Origin of the sequence: Streptomyces sp. NBC_00096 (genome assembly GCF_045041305.1) — a bacterium.
GTDB lineage: Bacteria > Actinomycetota > Actinomycetes > Streptomycetales > Streptomycetaceae > Streptomyces.
In genome coordinates this window covers 4,729,621-4,747,735 of the sequence record NZ_CP108221.1, presented here as the reverse complement: position 1 = coordinate 4,747,735, position 18,115 = coordinate 4,729,621, and the positions used below count along the sequence as shown (strand labels likewise).

The window sequence follows — 18,115 nt, the reverse complement described above, 5'->3', positions numbered from 1 at the left end:
CCCTTAACCCGGACGCTGAGGTCGGCGTTCCGTCCGGGAAACAGAGGCGATGCCGTGGGGAAACAGCGGCCGCGCACGCTCGTGTCATGACCTCGGAACAGCAACGCGTGGTGGTGATCGGCGGCGGCCTCGCGGGCCTGCGGCTCGCCGCCCGGCTGGGCGGGGACGTGCGCGTCCTCGGCGAGGAGCCGCACGTCCCGTACAACCGGGTCCTCCTCGCGGAGGTCCTGGCCGGCCGGTACGCGCCGGAAGTGACGGCCCTCCCGGCCGCCGGCCCGGCCCTGCGCCGGGGCGTGCGGGCGGTCCGGATCGACCGGGCGGAGCAGGTGGTGCACTGCGACGACGGAACGGTCGAGCCGTACGGCACCCTGGTCCTGGCCACGGGATCGAACCCGGTCCTCCCGGCCCTCCGCGGCCTGTTCGAACCGGAGGGCCGCGAACTCCCCTCCGGGGTGCACGCGTTCCGCACCATGGACGACTGCCTGGCCCTGTCCGCGGCCGTACGCCCCGGCGTGCGCGCGGTGGTGATCGGCGGCGGGCTCCTCGGCGTCTCGGCGGCCCGCGCCCTCGCCGAACGCGGCGCCCAGGTCGTCCTGGCCCAGCAGGGCGAGCGCCTGATGGAACGCCAGCTCGACGCGGACGCCTCGGCACTCCTGCGGACGCACCTGACCGACCTGGGTGTGGAGATCCACACGGAATGCCGGGTCCGCGGCCTGTCGACAGCCCCCGCGGCTCCGCTGGACGCGGGCCCGCCGCCAACCTCCGCAGTCCCGCTGCACGCAGGCCCGACACAGCCCCCCGCGGCTCCGCTGCCGGGGCTCCGCCCCGGACCCCGCGCCTCAATCGCCGGCGGGGCTGAAATCGCCCCACCGGCACTCCAGCCCGCCGACGCCAGCCCAAATCCAGCCCCGCCTGCGCTTGAGGCGCGCAGTGCCGGGCCGAACCAGGCAGCCCCACCGCCAACCCAGCCCAGCAGCCCGCACGTACAGGCCGACGCCAGCCGAAATCCAGCCCCGCCCGTGATTGAGGCGCAGAGTGCCGGGCCGAACCAGGCAGCCCAACCGCCAACCCAGCCCAGCAGCCCGCACGTACAGGCCGACGCCAGCCAAAATCCAGCCCCGCCGGCGATTGAGGCGCGGGGTACGGGGCGGAGCCCCGGGTTTTCGGCCCCGCCTGCGTTTGAGGCGCGGGGCCGGGCAGTGCCCGGAGCGGCCCGCAGGGTCACCGGGGTCGAGGTCGCCGACGGCTACCGGCTCGACGCCGACGTCGTCGTCCTCGCCTGCGGCGTCCGCCCCCGCACGGGCCTCGCCCTGGCCGCCGGCCTCGAGGTCCGCACCGGCATCGTCGTCGACGACGAGCTCCGCACCAGCGACCCCCGCATCCACGCCATCGGCGACTGCGCCGAACACGCGGGCCGGGTGTACGGCCTGGCGGGCCCCGCCCTGGAGCAGGCCGAGGCCCTCGCCAAGGTCCTCCTCGGCACCGGCCGGGGCATCACCACCGCCCCACCCCCGACCCCCGCTACCGGCACCGGCACCGGCACCCCCACTGGCCCCGACCCCGGCCCCGACCCCGACCAGGGACCCTGCACCCCGTCCACCTACACCGGCACCCGCGCCCTGACCCGCCTCACCCTCACCGCCGGAGGCGACCGCCCCCTGGATCTCGCCGCCTTCGGCGAGACCACCCCGCGCCCCGGCGACGACGTGGTCCGGCTCACCGACGCCACCCGCCGCACCTACCGCAAGGTCGTCGTCCGTGGCGACCGCCTCGTCGGCGGGGTGCTGCTCGGCGAACTCTCCAGCGTGGGCGCCCTCGCCCGCAGCTGGGAGGACGGCGCCCCCCTCACCGACGCGCACGGCCTGACCGACCTGTTCCACCTGCTCACCGACGACGGAGGCTCCTGATCATGGCCGCAGCCACGCCCACGCCCACCCCCGCCATCGTGCTCATCGGCCACGGCATGGTCGGCCAGCGCTACCTGGAGGCCCTCGCCGAGCGGGGTGCCACCGCCACGCACCGGATCACCGTGCTCTGCGAGGAGCCCCGGCCCGCCTACGACCGCGTGCACCTGACCTCGTACTTCTCCGGGAGCACCCCCGAGGACCTCTCCCTGACCCCGGCCTCCTTCATGGCGGACCACAACATCGCCCTGCACCTCGACGACCCCGCCGAGGCCATCGACCGGGAGGCCCGCACCGTCACCTCCCGCTCGGGGCGCGTGTTCCCGTACGACGTGCTCGTGCTCGCGACCGGCAGTTACCCCTTCGTGCCGCCCGTCCCCGGCAAGGACGCCCCGGGCTGTTTCGTGTACCGCACCATCGAGGACCTCCTCGCGATCGAGGAGTACGCCAAGACCCGGACCACCGGCGCCGTGGTCGGCGGCGGCCTGCTCGGCCTGGAGGCCGCCGGCGCGCTGAAGGGCCTCGGGCTCGCCACCCGCGTGGTGGAGTTCGCGCCCCGGCTGATGCCCGTCCAGATCGACGAGGGCGGCGGTGCGGCCCTGTTGCGCACCATCGAGAACATGGGGCTCACCGTCCACACGGGCGTCGGCACCCAGGAGGTCCTCACCGGCGAGGACGGCTCGGTCAGCGGCATGAAGCTGTCCGACGGCTCCACCGTCGACACCGACCTGGTCGTCTTCTCCGCCGGTGTCCGCCCCCGCGACCAGCTCGCCCGCGCGTCCGGCCTGAGCGTCGGCGAACGCGGCGGCATCGCCGTCGACGCCCACTGCCGCACCTCCGATCCGCACGTCTACGCCATCGGCGAGTGCGCGCTGGCCGCCGACGGCCGGGTCTACGGACTGGTCGCGCCGGGCTACGAGATGGCCGAGACGGCCGCCGAGGACCTGCTGGGCCGCGCGAAGGAGTTCACCGGCGCCGACCTCTCCACCAAGCTCAAGCTCCTCGGCGTGGACGTGGCCTCCTTCGGCGACGCGCACGGCGCCACGCCCGGCAGCCTGGACGTCGTCTACTCCGACTCCCGCTCCGGCGTCTACAAGAAGGTGGTCGTCTCCGCCGAAGGCGTCCTGCTCGGCGGCGTCCTGGTCGGCGACGCCGACTCCTACGGCCTACTGCGCCCGCTCACCGGCTCGGTACCGCCCGTCACCCCCGAGCAGCTGGTGCTGCCCGCCGGGGCCGGCGCCCCCGTGGCCCTCGGCCCGGCCTCGCTCCCGGACGACGCGGTGATCTGCTCCTGCCACAACGTCACCAAGAAGGCCATCACCGCCCACACGACCGTGCCCGAGGTCAAGAAGTGCACCAAGGCGGGCACCGGGTGCGGCAGCTGCCTCAAGGTGATCGGCCAGCTGATGCCGGCCGCCGCCGACAAGGGACTGTGCGGCTGCTTCCCCTTCACCCGGGCCGAGCTCTACGAGATCGTCCGCACCCTGCGCGTGACCTCGTACGAGCAGCTCCTCGACGGCCACGGCCGCCAGGAGGCGCGCGGCGGCGACGGCTGCGAGGTCTGCAAGCCCACCGTCGGCTCGATCATCGCCTCGCTCGCCCCCACCCTCGGCGCGAGCGGCTACGTCCTGGACGGGGAGCAGGCCGCCCTCCAGGACACCAACGACCACTTCCTCGCGAACATGCAGCGCAACGGCTCGTACTCGGTCGTCCCGCGCATCCCCGGCGGCGAGATCACCCCCGACAAGCTCATCGTCATCGGCGAGGTGGCCCGCGACTTCGGCCTCTACACGAAGATCACCGGCGGGCAGCGCATCGACCTCTTCGGCGCCGGAGTCGACCAGCTCCCCCGCATCTGGGCCCGGCTCGTGGAGGCCGGATTCGAGTCCGGGCACGCGTACGGCAAGGCCCTGCGAACCGTGAAGTCCTGCGTGGGCCAGACCTGGTGCCGCTACGGGGTCCAGGACTCGGTGCGCATGGCCATCGACCTGGAGCTGCGCTACCGGGGCCTGCGCGCCCCGCACAAGCTCAAGTCGGCGGTCTCCGGCTGCGCCCGCGAGTGCGCGGAGGCGCAGAGCAAGGACTTCGGGGTCATCGCCACGGCCGGTGGCTGGAACCTCTACGTCGGCGGCAACGGCGGGGCCACCCCGCGCCACGCCGATCTGCTGGCGCAGGACCTGTCCGACGCCGAACTGGTCCGGCTCATCGACCGGTTCCTGATGTTCTACATCCGCACCGCCGACCGGCTGGAGCGGACCTCCACCTGGCTGGAGCGGCTGGAGGGCGGCCTCGGCCACCTGCGGGACGTGGTCGTGCACGACTCGCTCGGGCTGTGCGCGGACCTGGAGGCCCTGATGGCCGACCACGTGGCGCACTACCGCGACGAATGGGCCGAGACCCTGGAGGACCCGGAGCGGCTGCGCCGGTTCGTGTCCTTCGTCAACGCTCCGGGCGCACCCGACCCGAGCGTGCGCTTCGTCCCCGAACGCGGCCAGGTCAAGCCCGACCTGACCGTCCTCACCCTGGAACCCCTGGGAGGCGCCCGATGACCGTGGAACTGCAGGTGGAGTCGGGCTGGCTCACCGTGTGCGAGCTGTCCGAGCTGGTCCCCGGGCGCGGGGTGGCGGCGCTGCTGCCCGACGGGAGCCAGGCCGCCGTGTTCGTCGACCGCGCGGGGCGCCCGTACGCCATCGGCAACCGCGACCCCTTCACCGGGGCCCAGGTGCTCTCGCGCGGGCTGGTCGGCTCGGCCTCCGGGCGGGCCTTCGTGGCCTCGCCGCTGCTGAAGCAGCGTTTCGACCTGGAGTCGGGGCACTGCCTGGACGACGAGGAGGTGGCGGTCCGGACCTACCCGGTGCGGACCGCCGCGACCTCCTGCTGACCGGCCCCGGACCGGCCCTCAGACCGGTCGCGGACCGGCCCCGGATGAGCCCTGGACCGGCCCTGGATCAGCCCTGGATCATCGCCGGGTCCATCCACATGATCTCCCAGGTGTGCCCGTCGAGGTCGTCGAAGGCGCGGCCGTACATGACGCCGTGGTCCTGGGCCGGGCGGTGCTCGGTGGCCCCGGCCGCCAGGGCCCCGTCGACGAGCTCGTCGACGGCGTGGCGGCTCTCGGCGCTCAGACACAGCAGCACCTCGGAGGTCTTGGTCGCGTCCGCGATGTCCTTGTGGGTGAAGTCCTTGTACCGGGCCTCGGTCAGGAACATGGCCACGATCGAGTCGGTGATGGGCATCGAGGCGCAGTTCTCGTCGGTGAACTGGGCGTTGTAGGTGTAGCCGAGCTTGCTCCAGAAGGTCTTGGTGGCCTCAAGGTCCTTGACCGGCAGGTTGACGAAGATCATGGTGGAGGACATCGGGGTCTCTCTTCTCTCGGCGCGTTCCGTTGCTTTCGAGAGGTAGACCGGGGGCTCCCGGGAAACTCATCGCTCCCCCGCGAAGTTTTTTGCGGAATCCGATCACCGCAGGTCAGGACGGCATCGAGCGCAGTTCCAGGGCCGCCAGGGGGATGAAGCCCAGCGCGGTCCCGCCGCGCAGCAGCTCCGCGTCCGCGCCGGCCAGCCGCTTGTGCAGGGTCAGCGCGATCCGCTCGCCCTGCGCCTTGGCCCGCTCCGCGTTGGGCCCCCGGTGCAGCCCGTCGATCGTGGCGTGCCACAGCTGCACCCAGCGGCCGAAGTCCTCCGCGGTCATCGCGCGGGCCGACTGGAGGGCCGCGTGCGGGGCGAAGGCGTTGCGCCGGTAGTCGGCGCTGCGGAAGAGGGCCCGCTCCCAGAAATCGGTGATCCGGGGCAGGTGCACGTCGAGGTCGGTACCGGCGATCTCGGTGAAGAACGGCCCGATCCGCGGGTCGGCGAAGGCCGCCGTGTAGAAGCGGCGCAGCACGACCTCGAGGTCGGCGCGGCCGGAGATGTCTGCATCGTCGGCGTGGTGGCTCATGGCACCACCATCCTCCCGCACCCGGAACCGCCCCAGGGTAGAAAGTCCCGCGATACGTCACCTTTGCGGGCGCGCGGCCCCGATTTCCTTCGAATCCCCCCGGGGGAATGCCGCACCCCGTGGAATTGCCGGGCGGTCGGGGTGCGGTCGCCTTTACGAGGCCACGGCGCCGCCCTTCAGCAGCGCGGCCCCCAGCGGTGTCACCGTGTGCAGGACGGCGTTTCCCCGGCGCAGGGTGGTGACCAGGCCGGCCTCCCGCATCACCCCGGCGTGCTGGCTCGCGGAGGCCAGCGAGACCCCGGCGCGGCGGGCCAGCTCGCTCGTGGTGGCCCCGTCCCCGATCGCCTCCAGCACCACCGAGCGGGTGTGCCCGACCAGCTTGCCCAGGGTGTGCTGGCGGTGCCGGCGCCGCTCCTCCGCGGGCCGGGTCGCCTCGCAGCCGGCCTGGGCTGAGGCCAGCTCGGCCGCGGCCGGGTAGACCAGCACCGGCGGCAGCTCCGGATCGTGCAGGGTCACGGCGGTGCGCCGGCAGAAGAAGGACGGCTGGAGCAGCAGCCCGCGCCCCCGTAGCCGTACGTCACGGTCCACCGGGTAGTCGCACTCCAGCACGGGGGCCCGCCAGCGCAGCATCGGCGGCAGCGAGGCCAGCAGCTCGTCCGCTCCGCCGTCGAGCAGCGCCCGGCCGCGCGCGGCCCGCTCGGCCTCGATCTGGGCCTGGATGTGGGTCCAGTACGGCTCCACGGCCGCCCGGTGGTAGCCCCGCAGTTCGCTGAGGAGCCGGGGCAGGTGCGTGGTGACCCCCTCCATGAGGTCCCGCAGCCGCCTGGGCACCAGGGCCTCGGAGCCGCCGCCGGCCGTCGGGGGCATCCCGAAGGCCGCGGCCATGCCGGAGCCGCCCGCCGCGCCCCGGCCGAGCAGCACGAGCTCGCGGCGCATCCGCTCGGGGTGTATCCCGCGCAGCGCGTCGAGGCCCAGGTCCCACCCGTACTGACCCTCGACGGGGGTCAGGAAATCGGGGAAATATCCGCGGCTCGGTATCAGCGCGCCGAGAAGTCGTGTTTCACCATTCAACCTGCTCCGGGTTTCCGTACGCCAATCACCGAAGAGCCTCGTATCACGCCGGTCTCTTAAACGGTGAAAACTCAGAATCGTTTCCCACAACGCATCGGGACGCACTGCCATCCTTACGCGTGCCAGGTCCACTCCAGTGAAATGGATACGCAGCACCGAACCCCCACCTGTGCAACCGCAATCCCCCCGCCCTATGAGTATGCACGCCGTCACACGTGGTCACCATGGCCTTTCAGCCACAGTTGAAACCCCTTTCGGCGGGGGCGTGACAACCGAAATCCTGTACTCCGCCGGGCACACTCCGGCGCGACCGAAACGCTCCGCGAAGGCCGTGGGGGGCTTTGCGGGGCCTGGCGGTCGGTCGCACCGGGAAGCGCCGACGTGTCCGGCGGATTGGCGGCAGGCGGTGGACGGGTGGGGATCCGTCCACCGCTTGTTGCCGTTAAGGCATCTGGAACAACATTGAACCAATATTGATCGGCCCGGAACGGACCGGAACGCACGGGAAGCACCGGGAAGGCCCGGGAACGGCCTGCGAACGGCCGGAACAGCCGGAACAGCCGGGAAAATAGGCGCGCCTGCCGCCGGATGTCAGGGAACCCGGGGGCAGGCGCGGTCAGTGGGGCCCTGGCATCAGGGCCGCGGAGGGGTCAGCGGCTGTCGCTGCCCTTCGCCTCGGCGGCGGCCCGGCCGGCCTCCAGGCGCGCGACCGGGATCCGGAACGGCGAGCAGGAGACGTAGTCGAGGCCGACCTCGTGGAAGAAGTGCACGGACTCGGGGTCGCCGCCGTGCTCTCCGCAGACGCCGAGCTTGAGGTCGGGGCGGGTGGCCCGGCCGGCCTCGACGGCGCTGCGGACCAGCGCTCCGACGCCCTCGCGGTCGATGGTCTCGAAGGGCGAGACCCCGAAGATGCCCTTCTCCAGGTAGGCGGTGAAGAAGCTGGCCTCGACGTCGTCGCGGGAGAAGCCCCACACCGTCTGGGTCAGGTCGTTCGTGCCGAAGGAGAAGAACTGCGCGGCCTCGGCGATCTGGCCGGCCGTGAGGGCGGCGCGGGGCAGCTCGATCATGGTGCCGATGCTCAGCTTGAGCGTGGTGCCGGTGGCGGCCTCGACCTCGGCGATGACCTGGTCGGCCTCCTCGCGGACGATCTCCAGCTCCTGGACGGTGCCCACGAGCGGGACCATGATCTCGGCGCGCGGGTCACCCTTGGCGTTCTTGCGCTCGGCCGCGGCCTCGGCGATCGCCCGGACCTGCATGGCGAACAGGCCGGGGATGACCAGGCCGAGGCGGACGCCGCGCAGACCCAGCATCGGGTTCTGCTCGTGCAGCTTGTGGACGGCCTGGAGCAGGCGCAGGTCGTTCTCGTTGGCGTCCTTGCGGGACTCGGCGAGGGCGACGCGCACCGACAGCTCGGTGATGTCGGGCAGGAACTCGTGCAGCGGCGGGTCGAGCAGGCGGACGGTGACGGGCAGTCCGTCCATCGCCTCGAACAGCTCGACGAAGTCCTTCTTCTGCAGCGGCAGGAGGGCACTGAGTGCCGCCTCGCGCTCCTTGTCGGTGTCCGCGAGGATCAGGTTCTCGACCAGCTCGCGGCGTTCGCCGAGGAACATGTGCTCGGTGCGGCACAGGCCGATGCCCTGGGCGCCGAAGCGGCGGGCGCGCAGCGCGTCCTCGGCGTTGTCGGCGTTGGCGCGCACGCGCAGCCGGCGCACGCGGTCGGCGTAGGCCATGATCCGGTGCACGGCGGCGACGAGCTCGTCGGCGTCGTCGGCGCCCGCGTGCATGCGGCCCTCGAAGTACTCGACGACCGGGGAGGGTACGACCGGTACCTCGCCGAGGTAGACCTTGCCGGTGGAGCCGTCGATGGAGACGACGTCGCCCTCTTCGATGACCGTCTCGCCGACCGTCATGCGGCGGCGCTTGGTGTCGACGTCGAGCTCCTCGGCGCCGCAGACACAGGTCTTGCCCATGCCGCGGGCGACGACGGCGGCGTGCGAGGTCTTGCCGCCGCGCGAGGTCAGGATGCCCTCGGAGGCGATCATGCCGTCCAGGTCGTCCGGGTTGGTCTCACGGCGGATCAGGATGACCTTCTCGCCGGAACGGGACCACTTGACGGCCGTGTAGGAGTCGAAGACGGCCTTGCCGACGGCCGCGCCCGGGGAGGCGGCGATGCCGCGGCCCAGCAGCTCGGTCTTCGCGTCCTCGTCGAAGCGCGGGAACATCAGCTGCGCGAGCTGGTGGCCGGTGACGCGCTGGAGCGCCTCGGCCTCGTCGATCAGGCCCTGGTCCACGAGCTGGGTGGCGATGCGGAACGCGGCGCCCGCGGTGCGCTTGCCGACACGGGTCTGGAGCATCCACAGCTGGCCGCGCTCGATGGTGAACTCGATGTCGCAGAGATCCTTGTAGTGGTTCTCCAGCGTCGTCATGATCGTCATGAGCTGGTCGTACGAGGCCTTGTCGATGGCCTCCAGGTCCGCGAGCGGCACGGTGTTGCGGATGCCCGCGACCACGTCCTCGCCCTGGGCGTTCTGGAGGTAGTCGCCGTAGACGCCCGCGTGACCGGTGGCGGGGTCGCGGGTGAAGGCCACGCCGGTGCCCGAGTCGGGGCCGAGGTTGCCGAAGACCATGGAACAGATGTTGACCGCGGTGCCCAGGTCGCTCGGGATGCGCTCCTGGCGGCGGTAGAGCTTGGCGCGGTCGGTGTTCCAGGAGTTGAAGACCGCCTCGACGGCGAGGTCCATCTGCTCGCGGGGGTCCTGCGGGAACTCGCGGCCGGCCTCCTTCGCGACGATCTTCTTGAAGCGCGTCACGAGCTTCTTGAGGTCGGCGGCGTCGAGGTCGGTGTCGACCGTGACCTTCTTGGCGGCCTTGGCCTCGTCGAGGGCGTCCTCGAAGAGCTCGCCCTCCACGCCGAGGACCGTCTTGCCGAACATCTGGATGAGACGGCGGTACGAGTCCCACGCGAAGCGCGCGTCACCGGCCTGCGTGGCGAGGCCGGTCACGGACGCGTCGGAGAGGCCGATGTTGAGGACCGTGTCCATCATGCCGGGCATCGAGAACTTGGCGCCGGAGCGCACTGAGACCAGCAGCGGGTCGTCCGACTGGCCGAGCTTCTTGCCCATCTTCGCCTCGAGGGCGTCGAGGTGCGCGCTGACCTCTTCGCGCAGCTCGGCCGGGGCCTCGCCGCTGTCGAGGTAGACCTTGCAGGCCTCGGTGGTGATGGTGAAGCCGGGAGGGACCGGCAGACCGAGGTTGGTCATCTCGGCGAGGTTCGCACCCTTGCCGCCGAGAAGGTCCTTGAGGTCGCGGTTGCCCTCGGTGAAGTCGTAGACGAACTTCTGATCTTTGTTTTCCGACACGGGTCTCGACTCCTCGAGGCTCGGGTGGCTGCCCTGACGGCCAGGAACATACCCAGATCGAAGGCTTATGGGTACGTCCACTTGGCGGTCATGTGGCCGTAACCACCCGCCTACCAGCAGATCGAATGTAACTGATGAGTAGCTAAAACCTACGAAGCGCCTTCACCTCCCGAAGGGAGAGAGGCCCACCGAGGCTTGTTCACGCTCGGATGAGCGATCATCGATACATTTGCGTTCAAGAGTTGAACGAACAAAGGGTGGCACCCAGTGCCACCCTTTGAAAGTCTTACCCGTGACCATTCCGCTCATCTGAGCGAAACCTCTCCCATGCGTGGCGTATGTCACGCCACCACTGGCACGTTTTGCCAGCCGCTTCTCAGCCCCCGGACGTGTCCAGTTCGGCTTCCTCGCTCACGCCCGCGCAGTCGTACGGATCCTTCAACCAGCCCTCGGGCAGGACAACCCGGTTGTTTCCGGACGTCCGGCCGCGCGGGCCGTCCGCGCTGTCCGGCCAGGGCTGGTCCAGGTCCAGCTCGCTCAGATGAGCGTCCAGCTCGGCCAGGGAGGAGGTGACGGCGAGCTTCTGCCGCATCTCCGAGCCCACCGAGAAGCCCTTGGTGTACCAGGCCACGTGCTTACGGAAGTCGATCACCCCGCGGGCCTCGTCGCCGATCCACTCCCCCAGCAGCTGGGCGTGCCGGAGCATGGTCTGCCCGACCTCCCTCAGCGTCGGCTTGTGGAAGTCCTCGGGACGCCCCTCGAAGGCCGCGACCAGGTCGTTGAACAGCCAGGGCCGCCCCAGGCAGCCGCGCCCGACGACCACGCCGTCGCAGCCGGTCTCCCGGACCATGCGCAGCGCGTCCTCGGCACACCAGATGTCGCCGTTGCCGAGCACCGGGATCTCCGGCACGTGCTCCTTGAGCCGTGCGATGGCCTCCCAGTCGGCGGTGCCGCCGTAGTGCTGGGCGGTGGTTCGGCCGTGCAGGGCGATCGCGGTGATGCCCTCCTCGACGGCGATCCGCCCGGCGTCAAGGTAGGTGAGGTGGTCGTCGTTGATGCCCTTGCGCATCTTCATCGTCACCGGCAGGTCGCCGGCGCCCGCGACCGCCTCGCGCAGGATCGCGCGCAGCAGGTTGCGCTTGTACGGGAGGGCCGAGCCGCCGCCCTTGCGGGTGACCTTGGGCACCGGGCAGCCGAAGTTGAGGTCGATGTGGTCGGCGCGGTCCTCTTCGACGATCATGCGGACCGCCTTGCCGACCGTCGCGGGGTCGACTCCGTACAGCTGGATCGAGCGGGGCTTCTCGGTCTCGTCGAAGTGGATCAGCTGCATGGTCTTCTCGTTGCGCTCGACCAGGGCCCGGGTCGTGATCATCTCGCTCACGAACAGCCCCTTGCCGCCCGAGAACTCGCGGCACAGGGTACGGAACGGGGCATTGGTGATGCCGGCCATCGGCGCGAGCACCACCGGGGGCTGCACGGTGTGCGGGCCGATCGCGAGAGGCGGGGGGAGCGTGGTCATCCCCCCATTGTGGCTCAGGCGCGCCGCGCCACGCATTTCTTTAGTTAGGCGTACTATCCGGATCATGCACGAGTTGAGCCACCGGCGGCGCATGCTCGTACTGGCGATCTGCTGCATGAGCCTGCTGCTCGTCAGTCTCGACAACACCGTCCTGAACGTCGCGCTGCCCGCAATGCGCCGGGAGCTGGACGCCTCCGTCGCCGGAATGCAGTGGACCATCGACGCGTACACGCTGGTCCTGGCCTCGCTCCTGATACTGGCGGGCTCCACGGCGGACCGGATCGGGCGGCGCAAGGTCTTCACGGCCGGCCTCGTGCTCTTCACCGCGGGCTCGCTGCTCTGCTCGCTCGCGCCGAGCCTCGAGTGGCTGGTCGTCTTCCGGATGATCCAGGCGGTGGGCGGCTCGATGCTGAACCCCGTCGCCATGTCGCTCATCACCAACACCTTCACGGACCCGCGCGAGCGCGCCCGCGCCATCGGCGTCTGGGGCGCGGTCGTGGGCGTCGCCATGGCCGCCGGTCCGCTGATCGGCGGGCTGCTGGTGGACACGGTGGGCTGGCGGTCGATCTTCTGGATCAACCTCCCCGTCGGCCTGCTCGCCCTCGCGCTGACCCTGCGCTACGTCCCCGAGTCGCGGGCCGACCACCCCCGCGCCCCGGATCCGGTGGGCCAGCTGCTGATCATGGCCATGCTCGGCTCGGTGACGTACGGGATCATCGAGGCCCCCGCCGAGGGCTGGACCTCCGGGGTGATCCTCGGCTGCGCCGCGGTCGCCGTCGCCTCCCTGATCGGGCTGCTGGTCTACGAGCCCCGGCGGGCCCAGCCGCTGATCGACCCGCGGTTCTTCCGCAGCGCCCCCTTCAGCGGGGCGACGGTGATCGCCGTGAGCGCCTTCGCCGCGCTGTCCGGGTTCCTCTTCCTGAACACCCTGTACCTCCAGGACGTACGGGGGCTGGACGCCCTGCACGCCGGGCTCTACATGCTCCCGATGGCCGCGCTGACCGGCCTGTGCGCACCGATCTCGGGGCGGCTGGTCGGCTCCCGGGGGCCGCGGCTGCCGCTGCTGGTCGCGGGGGTGGCCATGGCGGCGAGCGGGCTGCTGTTCGCCGTGTTCGAGGCGGAGAGCTCCACGCCCCTGCTGTTCGCCGGGTACGTGCTCTTCGGCCTCGGGTTCGGCATGGTCAACGCCCCGATCACCAACACGGCGGTCTCCGGGATGCCCCGTTCCCAGGCGGGGGTCGCCTCGGCGATCGCCTCCACCAGCCGGCAGACCGGCGGGATGCTGGGCGTCGCGGTGATCGGCGCGGTCCTGGCGGCCGGTACCGCGCACGGCGGCAGCTTCCAGGCGGCCACCCGGCCCGCCTGGTGGATCATCACCGCGTGCGGGCTGCTCGTCCTCGCCGTGGGCGCCGCCACCAGCGGGGCCTGGGCGCACGGGACCGCCCTGCGCACGGCCCGCGAACTGGAGTCGGAGCCCGCCCCCAGCCCTTCACCGGCCGGGGCTCCCCCGCGCGGCTGAGCCCGCTCGTGGCACGGGGCCGCGCCCGCGGTCCCCGTGGCGCTTCCTGCGCCCGTACTTCTGGGCGTGCCCCGGCCGCTGCCGGCCGGTCGGGACGCTCGGGGCGCTCGGGGCGGCGCTCGGAATGTTCGGGGCACTTGGGATGCTCAGGGAGCTCGGGCCACCTCGGCCGCTCAGGCCGCTCGGCCGCTCCGGCCACCTCGGCCACCTCGGCCACCTCGGCCACCTCGGCCACCTCGGCCACCTCGGCCGCTCAGGCTGCTCCGGCCGGTCCGGCTACTCCTGGCAGTCGAAGTCCTCGGCGTGCGAGTCGATCCGGTCCAGCAGACGGCGCAGCAGCTCCTGCTCCTCGCCGGTGAGGCCCGCGAACACGCCGAGCTCCACGGCGTCCAGGGCCGCGTTGGTCTTGGCGAGGGCCTCCTCGCCGGCCGCGGTGATGACGACGTTGTGGCGGCGGCGGTCGGCCGGGTCCCGGCGGCGCTCGACGAGGCCGCAGCCCTCCAGGTCGTTGAGGATCCCGACGAGCACGCTCGGGTCCACCTCGAGCCGCTCGGCCAGCGCCCGCTGCCCGATGGGGCCGCCGGCCAGGTGCGTCAGGGTCATCGCGTGGCGCGGGGTCAGCCCGGCGGCACTGAGCGCCTTCTTCATGCGGGTCTGGGTGACCGATCCGTGCCAGGCCAGCAGCAGGCCCAGCCGCTGCGGGGGGTGCGGGGAGTCCTGAGGCGCCGTCATCTCCACATCGTAACAACTCAGAAATGATTGCACCCTGCCGATCATTGATGGTATTCAATGGTTCGATACCATCGACTGTTGGAGACCATCATGTTCATCGCCTACGCCGTCGTCGCCGGACTGCTCGCCCTCGTCCTCGCCGCGTCAGCCACCTTCTCCCTCCAGCGCAACCCGGCGATCACCGCGAGCATGGCGAAGGTCGGGGTGCCCGACTCCTGGATGCCGCGCCTGGCCGCCCTCAAGGCGGCGGGGGCCATCGGCCTGATCGCGGGCCTGTGGCTGAGCCCGCTGGGCATCGCCGCCGCCATCGGCGTGACGCTCTACTTCATCGGCGCGGTCATCACCCACCTGCGCGCGAAGGACTACGAGCTCGCCCCGGCGGCCGTCCTCACCCTGGTCGCCGCGGCCGCCCTGGTCCTGCGCGTGACCTCGGCCTCGTAACCCCTCCCCGACTCCCGGCCTTCACGGTCCCCGGCCTTCACGGTCCCCGGCCTTCACGGCCCGACCTCCTGGACAGTTAGTCTTCGCAGAGATAGTCTGCGCATAGAGCATCTAACCAGGAGGCCCCCATGTGGGAGTACGAGCACAGCATCGAGACCACCGCCGCGCCCGAGGCGGTCTGGGCCCTGTGGGCCGACGTGGAGAACTGGGGCGCCTGGAACGCCGACATCGAGAAGATCGAGCTCCGGGGCGCCTTCGCGGCGGGCGCGGAGATCACCATGACCCCGGCCGGGCAGGACCCGGTGGAACTGCTCGTCGCCGAGGTCACCGAGGGCGAGATTTTCGTCGACGAGGCCCGCTTCGCCGGCCTGGTGCTGCGCACCACCCACCGGATCGACCGCCTCGGCGCGGATCTCAGCCGGGTGACCTACCGGATGGAGATCAGCGGCGACGGCGCGGGCGAGGTGGGCCCGCAGATCGGCCCGGCCATCACGGCGGACTGGCCCGACACCATGGCCGCGCTGGTCCGGACGGCCCAGGGCTGATGCCGCTGGCCCCCGGCGAGAGCCCCGGGTTCCTGCTCTGGCACGCCACCCTGCGCTGGCAGCGCGGGATCGCCGCGGCGCTGGGGCCCCTGGACCTCACCCACGTGCAGTTCGTGCTGCTCGCCTGCACCTGGTGGCTCAACGGCCAGGGCGAGCACCCCAACCAGCAGGCCCTGGCGCACCAGGCCGGCACCGACGTGAAGATGACCTCCCAGGTGGTGCGGACCCTGGAGCAGAAGGGGCTCCTCGCGCGCGAGGTCGACCCGGCGGACACCCGCGCCAAGCGGCTGCGCGTCACCGCGGCCGGGGCCGAGCTGGCGCCGCGGGCCATCGCCGCCGTCGAGCGGGTCGACGCGGAGTTCTTCCGGCCGGTGCCGCGCGGGGACGCGGTCGCCCTGCTGAGCCGCCTGGCCCGCCCCGAGCCCGAGCGGCCCGGACGGCCCGGGACCTGAGGCCAGGGCGCACCATCACACTGACGAGTGACAGATATTGAAATCTGTCACTCGTCATGCCATTCTCGTTCCATGACGACGAACCAGAGCACCTCAGCCCACACCACCGAACCGCACCGCACCCTCGGCCGCACCGGACCCGCCACCTTCCCGCTGGGGCTGGGCTGCATGGGGATGTCCGCGCTCTACGGCGAAGCCGACCGGGCGGAGTCCCTCGCCACCATCCACGCCGCCCTCGACGCCGGAGTCACCCTCCTCGACACCGGCGACTTCTACGGCATGGGGCACAACGAGCTCCTCATCAACGAAGCCCTGCGCACCGCACCCGCCGCGGCCCGCGAGAATGCGCTGACCAGCGTGAAGTTCGGCGCCCTGCGGACGGTCGAGGGCGGCTTCACCGGATATGACGGGCGCCCGGCGGCCGTCAAGAACTTCCTCGCCTATTCGCTCCAGCGGCTCGGCCGGGACCACATCGACATCTACCGCATCGCCCGCGTGGACCCGGACGTCCCGATCGAGGAGACCGTCGGCGCCATCGCCGAGGCCGTCGCGGCCGGACACGTCCGGCACATCGGGCTCTCCGAGGTCGGCGCGGACACCCTGCGCCGGGCCGCGGCCGTGGCTCCGATCTCCGACCTCCAGATCGAGTACTCCCTGATCTCGCGCGGGATCGAGGAGGAGATCCTGCCGACCGCCCGCGAGCTCGGCATCGGCATCACGGCGTACGGCGTGCTGTCCCGCGGCCTGATCAGCGGTCACTTCGCCCGCGACCGGGCGCTGGCGCCCGGCGACTTCCGGGGGATGAGCCCGCGCTTCCAGGGCGAGAACCTGGACCGGAACCTCGATCTGGTCGACGCCCTGCGCAAGGTCGCCGACGAGAAGGGCGTGACCGTCGCCCAGACCGCCATCGCCTGGGTGCTCTCGCGGGGCGAGGACATCGTGCCGCTGGTGGGCGCCCGCCGCCGTGACCGGCTCTCCGAGGCACTGGGTGCCCTTCAGGTCACCCTGACCCCCGCCGACCTCGCGGCCATCGAGGACGCGGTGCCGGCCGGAGCCGCGGCCGGCCAGCGGTATCCGGCGGCGCAGATGGCCCATCTGGACAGCGAGCACTGATCCGGCTGTACGGTCGTACCCATGCCACCCGCAGCCGCCGAGCCCCTCACCCCCGAGCGCATCCTCGAAACCACCGAGGAGGTGCTGCGCCGCTTCGGTCCGACCAAGGCGACCGTGGTGGACGTGGCGCGGGCCCTGGGCGTCAGCCACGGCAGCGTGTACCGGCACTTCCCGTCGAAGGCGGCGCTGCGCGAGGCCGTCACGGACCGCTGGCTCGCCAAGAGCGTGGCCGTGCTGGAGCGGATCGCCTCGGCACCCTCCGAGCCCGCCCCCTCCAAGCTGGAGTCCTGGCTGGAGGCGCTGTTCGAAGCCAAGCGGAAGAAGGCCGGCGCCGACCCGGAGCTGTTCGCGACGTACACCGTGCTGCTCGCCGAGAACAGCGGTGTGGTGGACCAGCACCTGGCCGAGCTGATCGAGCAGCTGTCCCGGATCATCGGCGAGGGGGTCGCCGCGGGATCGCTCAGCGCACCCGACGTCCCTGCCGCCGCGCGCGCGGTGTTCGACGCCACCGGCCGTTTCCACGATCCGCAGTACGCGGCGGACTGGCTTTCGCCGAACATCACCGCCGAGTTCGAGGCGGTGACGGCCCTGGTCGTCCGGGGCCTGCGCGCCTGAGGTCTGGAACCAGCCAGTCCGGACAGCTTGATCATCATTTTGGGCGCAGGGCCCTTGCCGGTCCCCCGCCGTGTTCCTACGTTCCCCTGTACCGCACATCATCAGGTCTGTTCCAGGGGGAACTTTGTCCGCTCAGGAAGTACCGGCAGCGCAGTCGGGCCCGCCGGCCCGGTCCGGAGCCGCCGCAGCCATCGGCTGGATCCTGACCATCGGATTCAACGTGGTCGCGCCCATCCTCACGTACAACATGCTCACCGACCGGGGCTGGAGCGAGTTCGCGGCGCTGCTGGTCAGCGGTGTCTGGCCGGTGGTCGACTCCGCCGTCCACCTCGCCTGGCGCCGCAAGGTCGACGAGTTCGCCGTGGTCACCCTGGTCTTCCTGGTGATCACCGCGCTCGTCACGCTGATCGGCACGCACTCGGCCCGCGCCCTGCTCATCAAGGACTCGGGGGTGACGGGGCTGTTCGGGGCGCTCTGCATCGCGACCCTCTTCGCTCCCCGGCCGCTGATGTTCTACTTCGGCCGGAAGTTCGGCACGGACGGGACGAAGGAGGGCGTGGCGTACTTCAACGGGCTCTGGCAGTACCCCGACTTCCGCAAGGCGATGCGGAAGATGACCACCGTCTGGGGCGTCGCCTACCTGGTGGAGGCCTCGCTGCGGGTCGTGCTGGCGTACCGGCTGAGCGTGGACGACATGGTCTGGATCAGCCCGGTCCTGATCTACGGCTTCCTGGTCTCGCTGATCTTCTGGACCATCCGGTTCTCGAAACGCACCCAGGCCGAGGGCGAAGCCCGGGCCGCGGCCCTGGCGGCCGCCTCGGCCGGCGATCCGGCGCCCGCGTAACCGGCCCGGAAGACGGCAGTGGCCCGGTGCGCGATGCGCACCGGGCCACTGCCGTCCGAGCGGTG

The 18,115-nt window shown here is 71.5% G+C and carries 16 protein-coding genes; 10 read left to right on the top strand and 6 right to left on the bottom strand.

All coding sequences use genetic code 11. The features are described from left to right. Positions 1 to 86 precede the first annotated feature (86 nt). The 3 genes from OG904_RS20850 to nirD are packed head-to-tail and all read left to right on the top strand — an operon-like array spanning position 87 to position 4,785. On the top strand, positions 87 to 1,907 hold the full coding sequence (locus OG904_RS20850; RefSeq protein WP_405493125.1) for an FAD-dependent oxidoreductase: 1,821 nt from the start codon (positions 87 to 89) through the stop codon (positions 1,905 to 1,907). A gap of 2 nt (positions 1,908 to 1,909) precedes the next feature. Then, a complete protein-coding gene (gene nirB, locus OG904_RS20845; RefSeq protein ID WP_405493123.1) occupies positions 1,910 to 4,453 on the top strand; it encodes a nitrite reductase large subunit NirB in 2,544 nt (847 codons plus the stop codon). After that, positions 4,450 to 4,785 (top strand): nitrite reductase small subunit NirD, encoded by a 336-nt coding sequence (nirD, locus tag OG904_RS20840; protein ID WP_405493121.1) that lies wholly within the window; start codon positions 4,450 to 4,452, stop codon positions 4,783 to 4,785. The genes nirB and nirD overlap by 4 nt, the downstream gene beginning before the upstream one ends. Positions 4,786 to 4,852: 67 nt before the next feature. Here nirD and OG904_RS20835 read toward each other — a convergent pair whose 3' ends face one another. The 5 genes from OG904_RS20835 to dusB form a co-directional block, all read right to left on the bottom strand. Then, positions 4,853 to 5,260: a VOC family protein gene (locus OG904_RS20835; RefSeq protein WP_405493119.1), complete on the bottom strand. Its 408-nt coding sequence runs from the start codon at positions 5,258 to 5,260 to the stop codon at positions 4,853 to 4,855. A 112-nt stretch (positions 5,261 to 5,372) separates the two neighbouring features. Beyond that, positions 5,373 to 5,840: a group III truncated hemoglobin gene (locus tag OG904_RS20830; protein ID WP_405493117.1), complete on the bottom strand. Its 468-nt coding sequence runs from the start codon at positions 5,838 to 5,840 to the stop codon at positions 5,373 to 5,375. Positions 5,841 to 5,993: 153 nt separating this feature from the next. Continuing rightward, positions 5,994 to 7,067 (bottom strand): ArsR/SmtB family transcription factor, encoded by a 1,074-nt coding sequence (locus tag OG904_RS20825; RefSeq protein ID WP_405493115.1) that lies wholly within the window; start codon positions 7,065 to 7,067, stop codon positions 5,994 to 5,996. A 494-nt stretch (positions 7,068 to 7,561) separates the two neighbouring features. Beyond that, positions 7,562 to 10,270, bottom strand: a complete 2,709-nt coding sequence (gene ppdK / locus OG904_RS20820; protein WP_405493113.1) for a pyruvate, phosphate dikinase — start codon at positions 10,268 to 10,270, stop codon at positions 7,562 to 7,564. A gap of 376 nt (positions 10,271 to 10,646) precedes the next feature. Continuing rightward, complete coding sequence (dusB, locus tag OG904_RS20815; protein ID WP_266909012.1) at positions 10,647 to 11,789, bottom strand: tRNA dihydrouridine synthase DusB; 1,143 nt, start codon at positions 11,787 to 11,789, stop codon at positions 10,647 to 10,649. Positions 11,790 to 11,853: 64 nt separating this feature from the next. Here dusB and OG904_RS20810 point away from each other — a divergent pair, with 64 nt between their 5' ends. Beyond that, positions 11,854 to 13,308, top strand: coding sequence for an MFS transporter (locus tag OG904_RS20810; protein ID WP_405493111.1), 1,455 nt, complete (start codon positions 11,854 to 11,856; stop codon positions 13,306 to 13,308). Positions 13,309 to 13,584: 276 nt separating this feature from the next. Here OG904_RS20810 and OG904_RS20805 read toward each other — a convergent pair whose 3' ends face one another. Then, entirely contained in the window at positions 13,585 to 14,040 is a 456-nt protein-coding gene (locus tag OG904_RS20805; RefSeq protein ID WP_405493109.1) for a MarR family winged helix-turn-helix transcriptional regulator, read from the bottom strand. 78 nt (positions 14,041 to 14,118) lie between these two features. Between OG904_RS20805 and OG904_RS20800 the strand changes: the two genes are divergently transcribed. The 6 genes from OG904_RS20800 to OG904_RS20775 all read left to right on the top strand — a co-directional run bounded on the left by OG904_RS20800 (position 14,119) and on the right by OG904_RS20775 (position 18,050). Further along, positions 14,119 to 14,481 carry a DoxX family protein gene (locus tag OG904_RS20800; protein ID WP_405493107.1) on the top strand — a complete coding sequence of 121 codons (363 nt, stop codon included), beginning with the start codon at positions 14,119 to 14,121 and terminating at the stop codon, positions 14,479 to 14,481. A 128-nt stretch (positions 14,482 to 14,609) separates the two neighbouring features. Further along, positions 14,610 to 15,026: an SRPBCC family protein gene (locus tag OG904_RS20795; RefSeq protein ID WP_405493105.1), complete on the top strand. Its 417-nt coding sequence runs from the start codon at positions 14,610 to 14,612 to the stop codon at positions 15,024 to 15,026. Continuing rightward, positions 15,026 to 15,478, top strand: a complete 453-nt coding sequence (locus OG904_RS20790) for a MarR family winged helix-turn-helix transcriptional regulator (RefSeq protein WP_405493103.1) — start codon at positions 15,026 to 15,028, stop codon at positions 15,476 to 15,478. The genes OG904_RS20795 and OG904_RS20790 overlap by 1 nt, the downstream gene beginning before the upstream one ends. A 72-nt stretch (positions 15,479 to 15,550) precedes the next feature. After that, positions 15,551 to 16,591 (top strand): aldo/keto reductase, encoded by a 1,041-nt coding sequence (locus OG904_RS20785; RefSeq protein ID WP_405493101.1) that lies wholly within the window; start codon positions 15,551 to 15,553, stop codon positions 16,589 to 16,591. A 21-nt stretch (positions 16,592 to 16,612) separates the two neighbouring features. Beyond that, the gene (locus OG904_RS20780) at positions 16,613 to 17,206 is read left to right on the top strand and encodes a TetR family transcriptional regulator (protein ID WP_405493099.1); all 594 of its coding nucleotides are present in this window, start codon (positions 16,613 to 16,615) and stop codon (positions 17,204 to 17,206) included. Between the two features lie 124 nt (positions 17,207 to 17,330). Beyond that, positions 17,331 to 18,050 carry a VC0807 family protein gene (locus OG904_RS20775; RefSeq protein ID WP_405493097.1) on the top strand — a complete coding sequence of 240 codons (720 nt, stop codon included), beginning with the start codon at positions 17,331 to 17,333 and terminating at the stop codon, positions 18,048 to 18,050. Positions 18,051 to 18,115 lie beyond the last annotated feature (65 nt).

What these genes read in the sequence shown, in the direction of transcription:
- OG904_RS20805 (WP_405493109.1), bottom strand. Translation starts at nt 14,040, where the DNA reads ATGACGGCGCCTCAGGACTCCCCGCACCCCCCGCAGCGGCTGGGCCTG.
- OG904_RS20780 (WP_405493099.1), top strand. Translation starts at nt 16,613, where the DNA reads ATGCCACCCGCAGCCGCCGAGCCCCTCACCCCCGAGCGCATCCTCGAA.
- nirD (WP_405493121.1), top strand. Translation starts at nt 4,450, where the DNA reads ATGACCGTGGAACTGCAGGTGGAGTCGGGCTGGCTCACCGTGTGCGAG.
- OG904_RS20790 (WP_405493103.1), top strand. Translation starts at nt 15,026, where the DNA reads ATGCCGCTGGCCCCCGGCGAGAGCCCCGGGTTCCTGCTCTGGCACGCC.
- dusB (WP_266909012.1), bottom strand. Translation starts at nt 11,789, where the DNA reads ATGACCACGCTCCCCCCGCCTCTCGCGATCGGCCCGCACACCGTGCAG.
- OG904_RS20785 (WP_405493101.1), top strand. Translation starts at nt 15,551, where the DNA reads ATGACGACGAACCAGAGCACCTCAGCCCACACCACCGAACCGCACCGC.
- OG904_RS20810 (WP_405493111.1), top strand. Translation starts at nt 11,854, where the DNA reads ATGCACGAGTTGAGCCACCGGCGGCGCATGCTCGTACTGGCGATCTGC.
- OG904_RS20850 (WP_405493125.1), top strand. Translation starts at nt 87, where the DNA reads ATGACCTCGGAACAGCAACGCGTGGTGGTGATCGGCGGCGGCCTCGCG.
- nirB (WP_405493123.1), top strand. Translation starts at nt 1,910, where the DNA reads ATGGCCGCAGCCACGCCCACGCCCACCCCCGCCATCGTGCTCATCGGC.
- OG904_RS20830 (WP_405493117.1), bottom strand. Translation starts at nt 5,840, where the DNA reads ATGAGCCACCACGCCGACGATGCAGACATCTCCGGCCGCGCCGACCTC.
- OG904_RS20835 (WP_405493119.1), bottom strand. Translation starts at nt 5,260, where the DNA reads ATGTCCTCCACCATGATCTTCGTCAACCTGCCGGTCAAGGACCTTGAG.
- OG904_RS20795 (WP_405493105.1), top strand. Translation starts at nt 14,610, where the DNA reads ATGTGGGAGTACGAGCACAGCATCGAGACCACCGCCGCGCCCGAGGCG.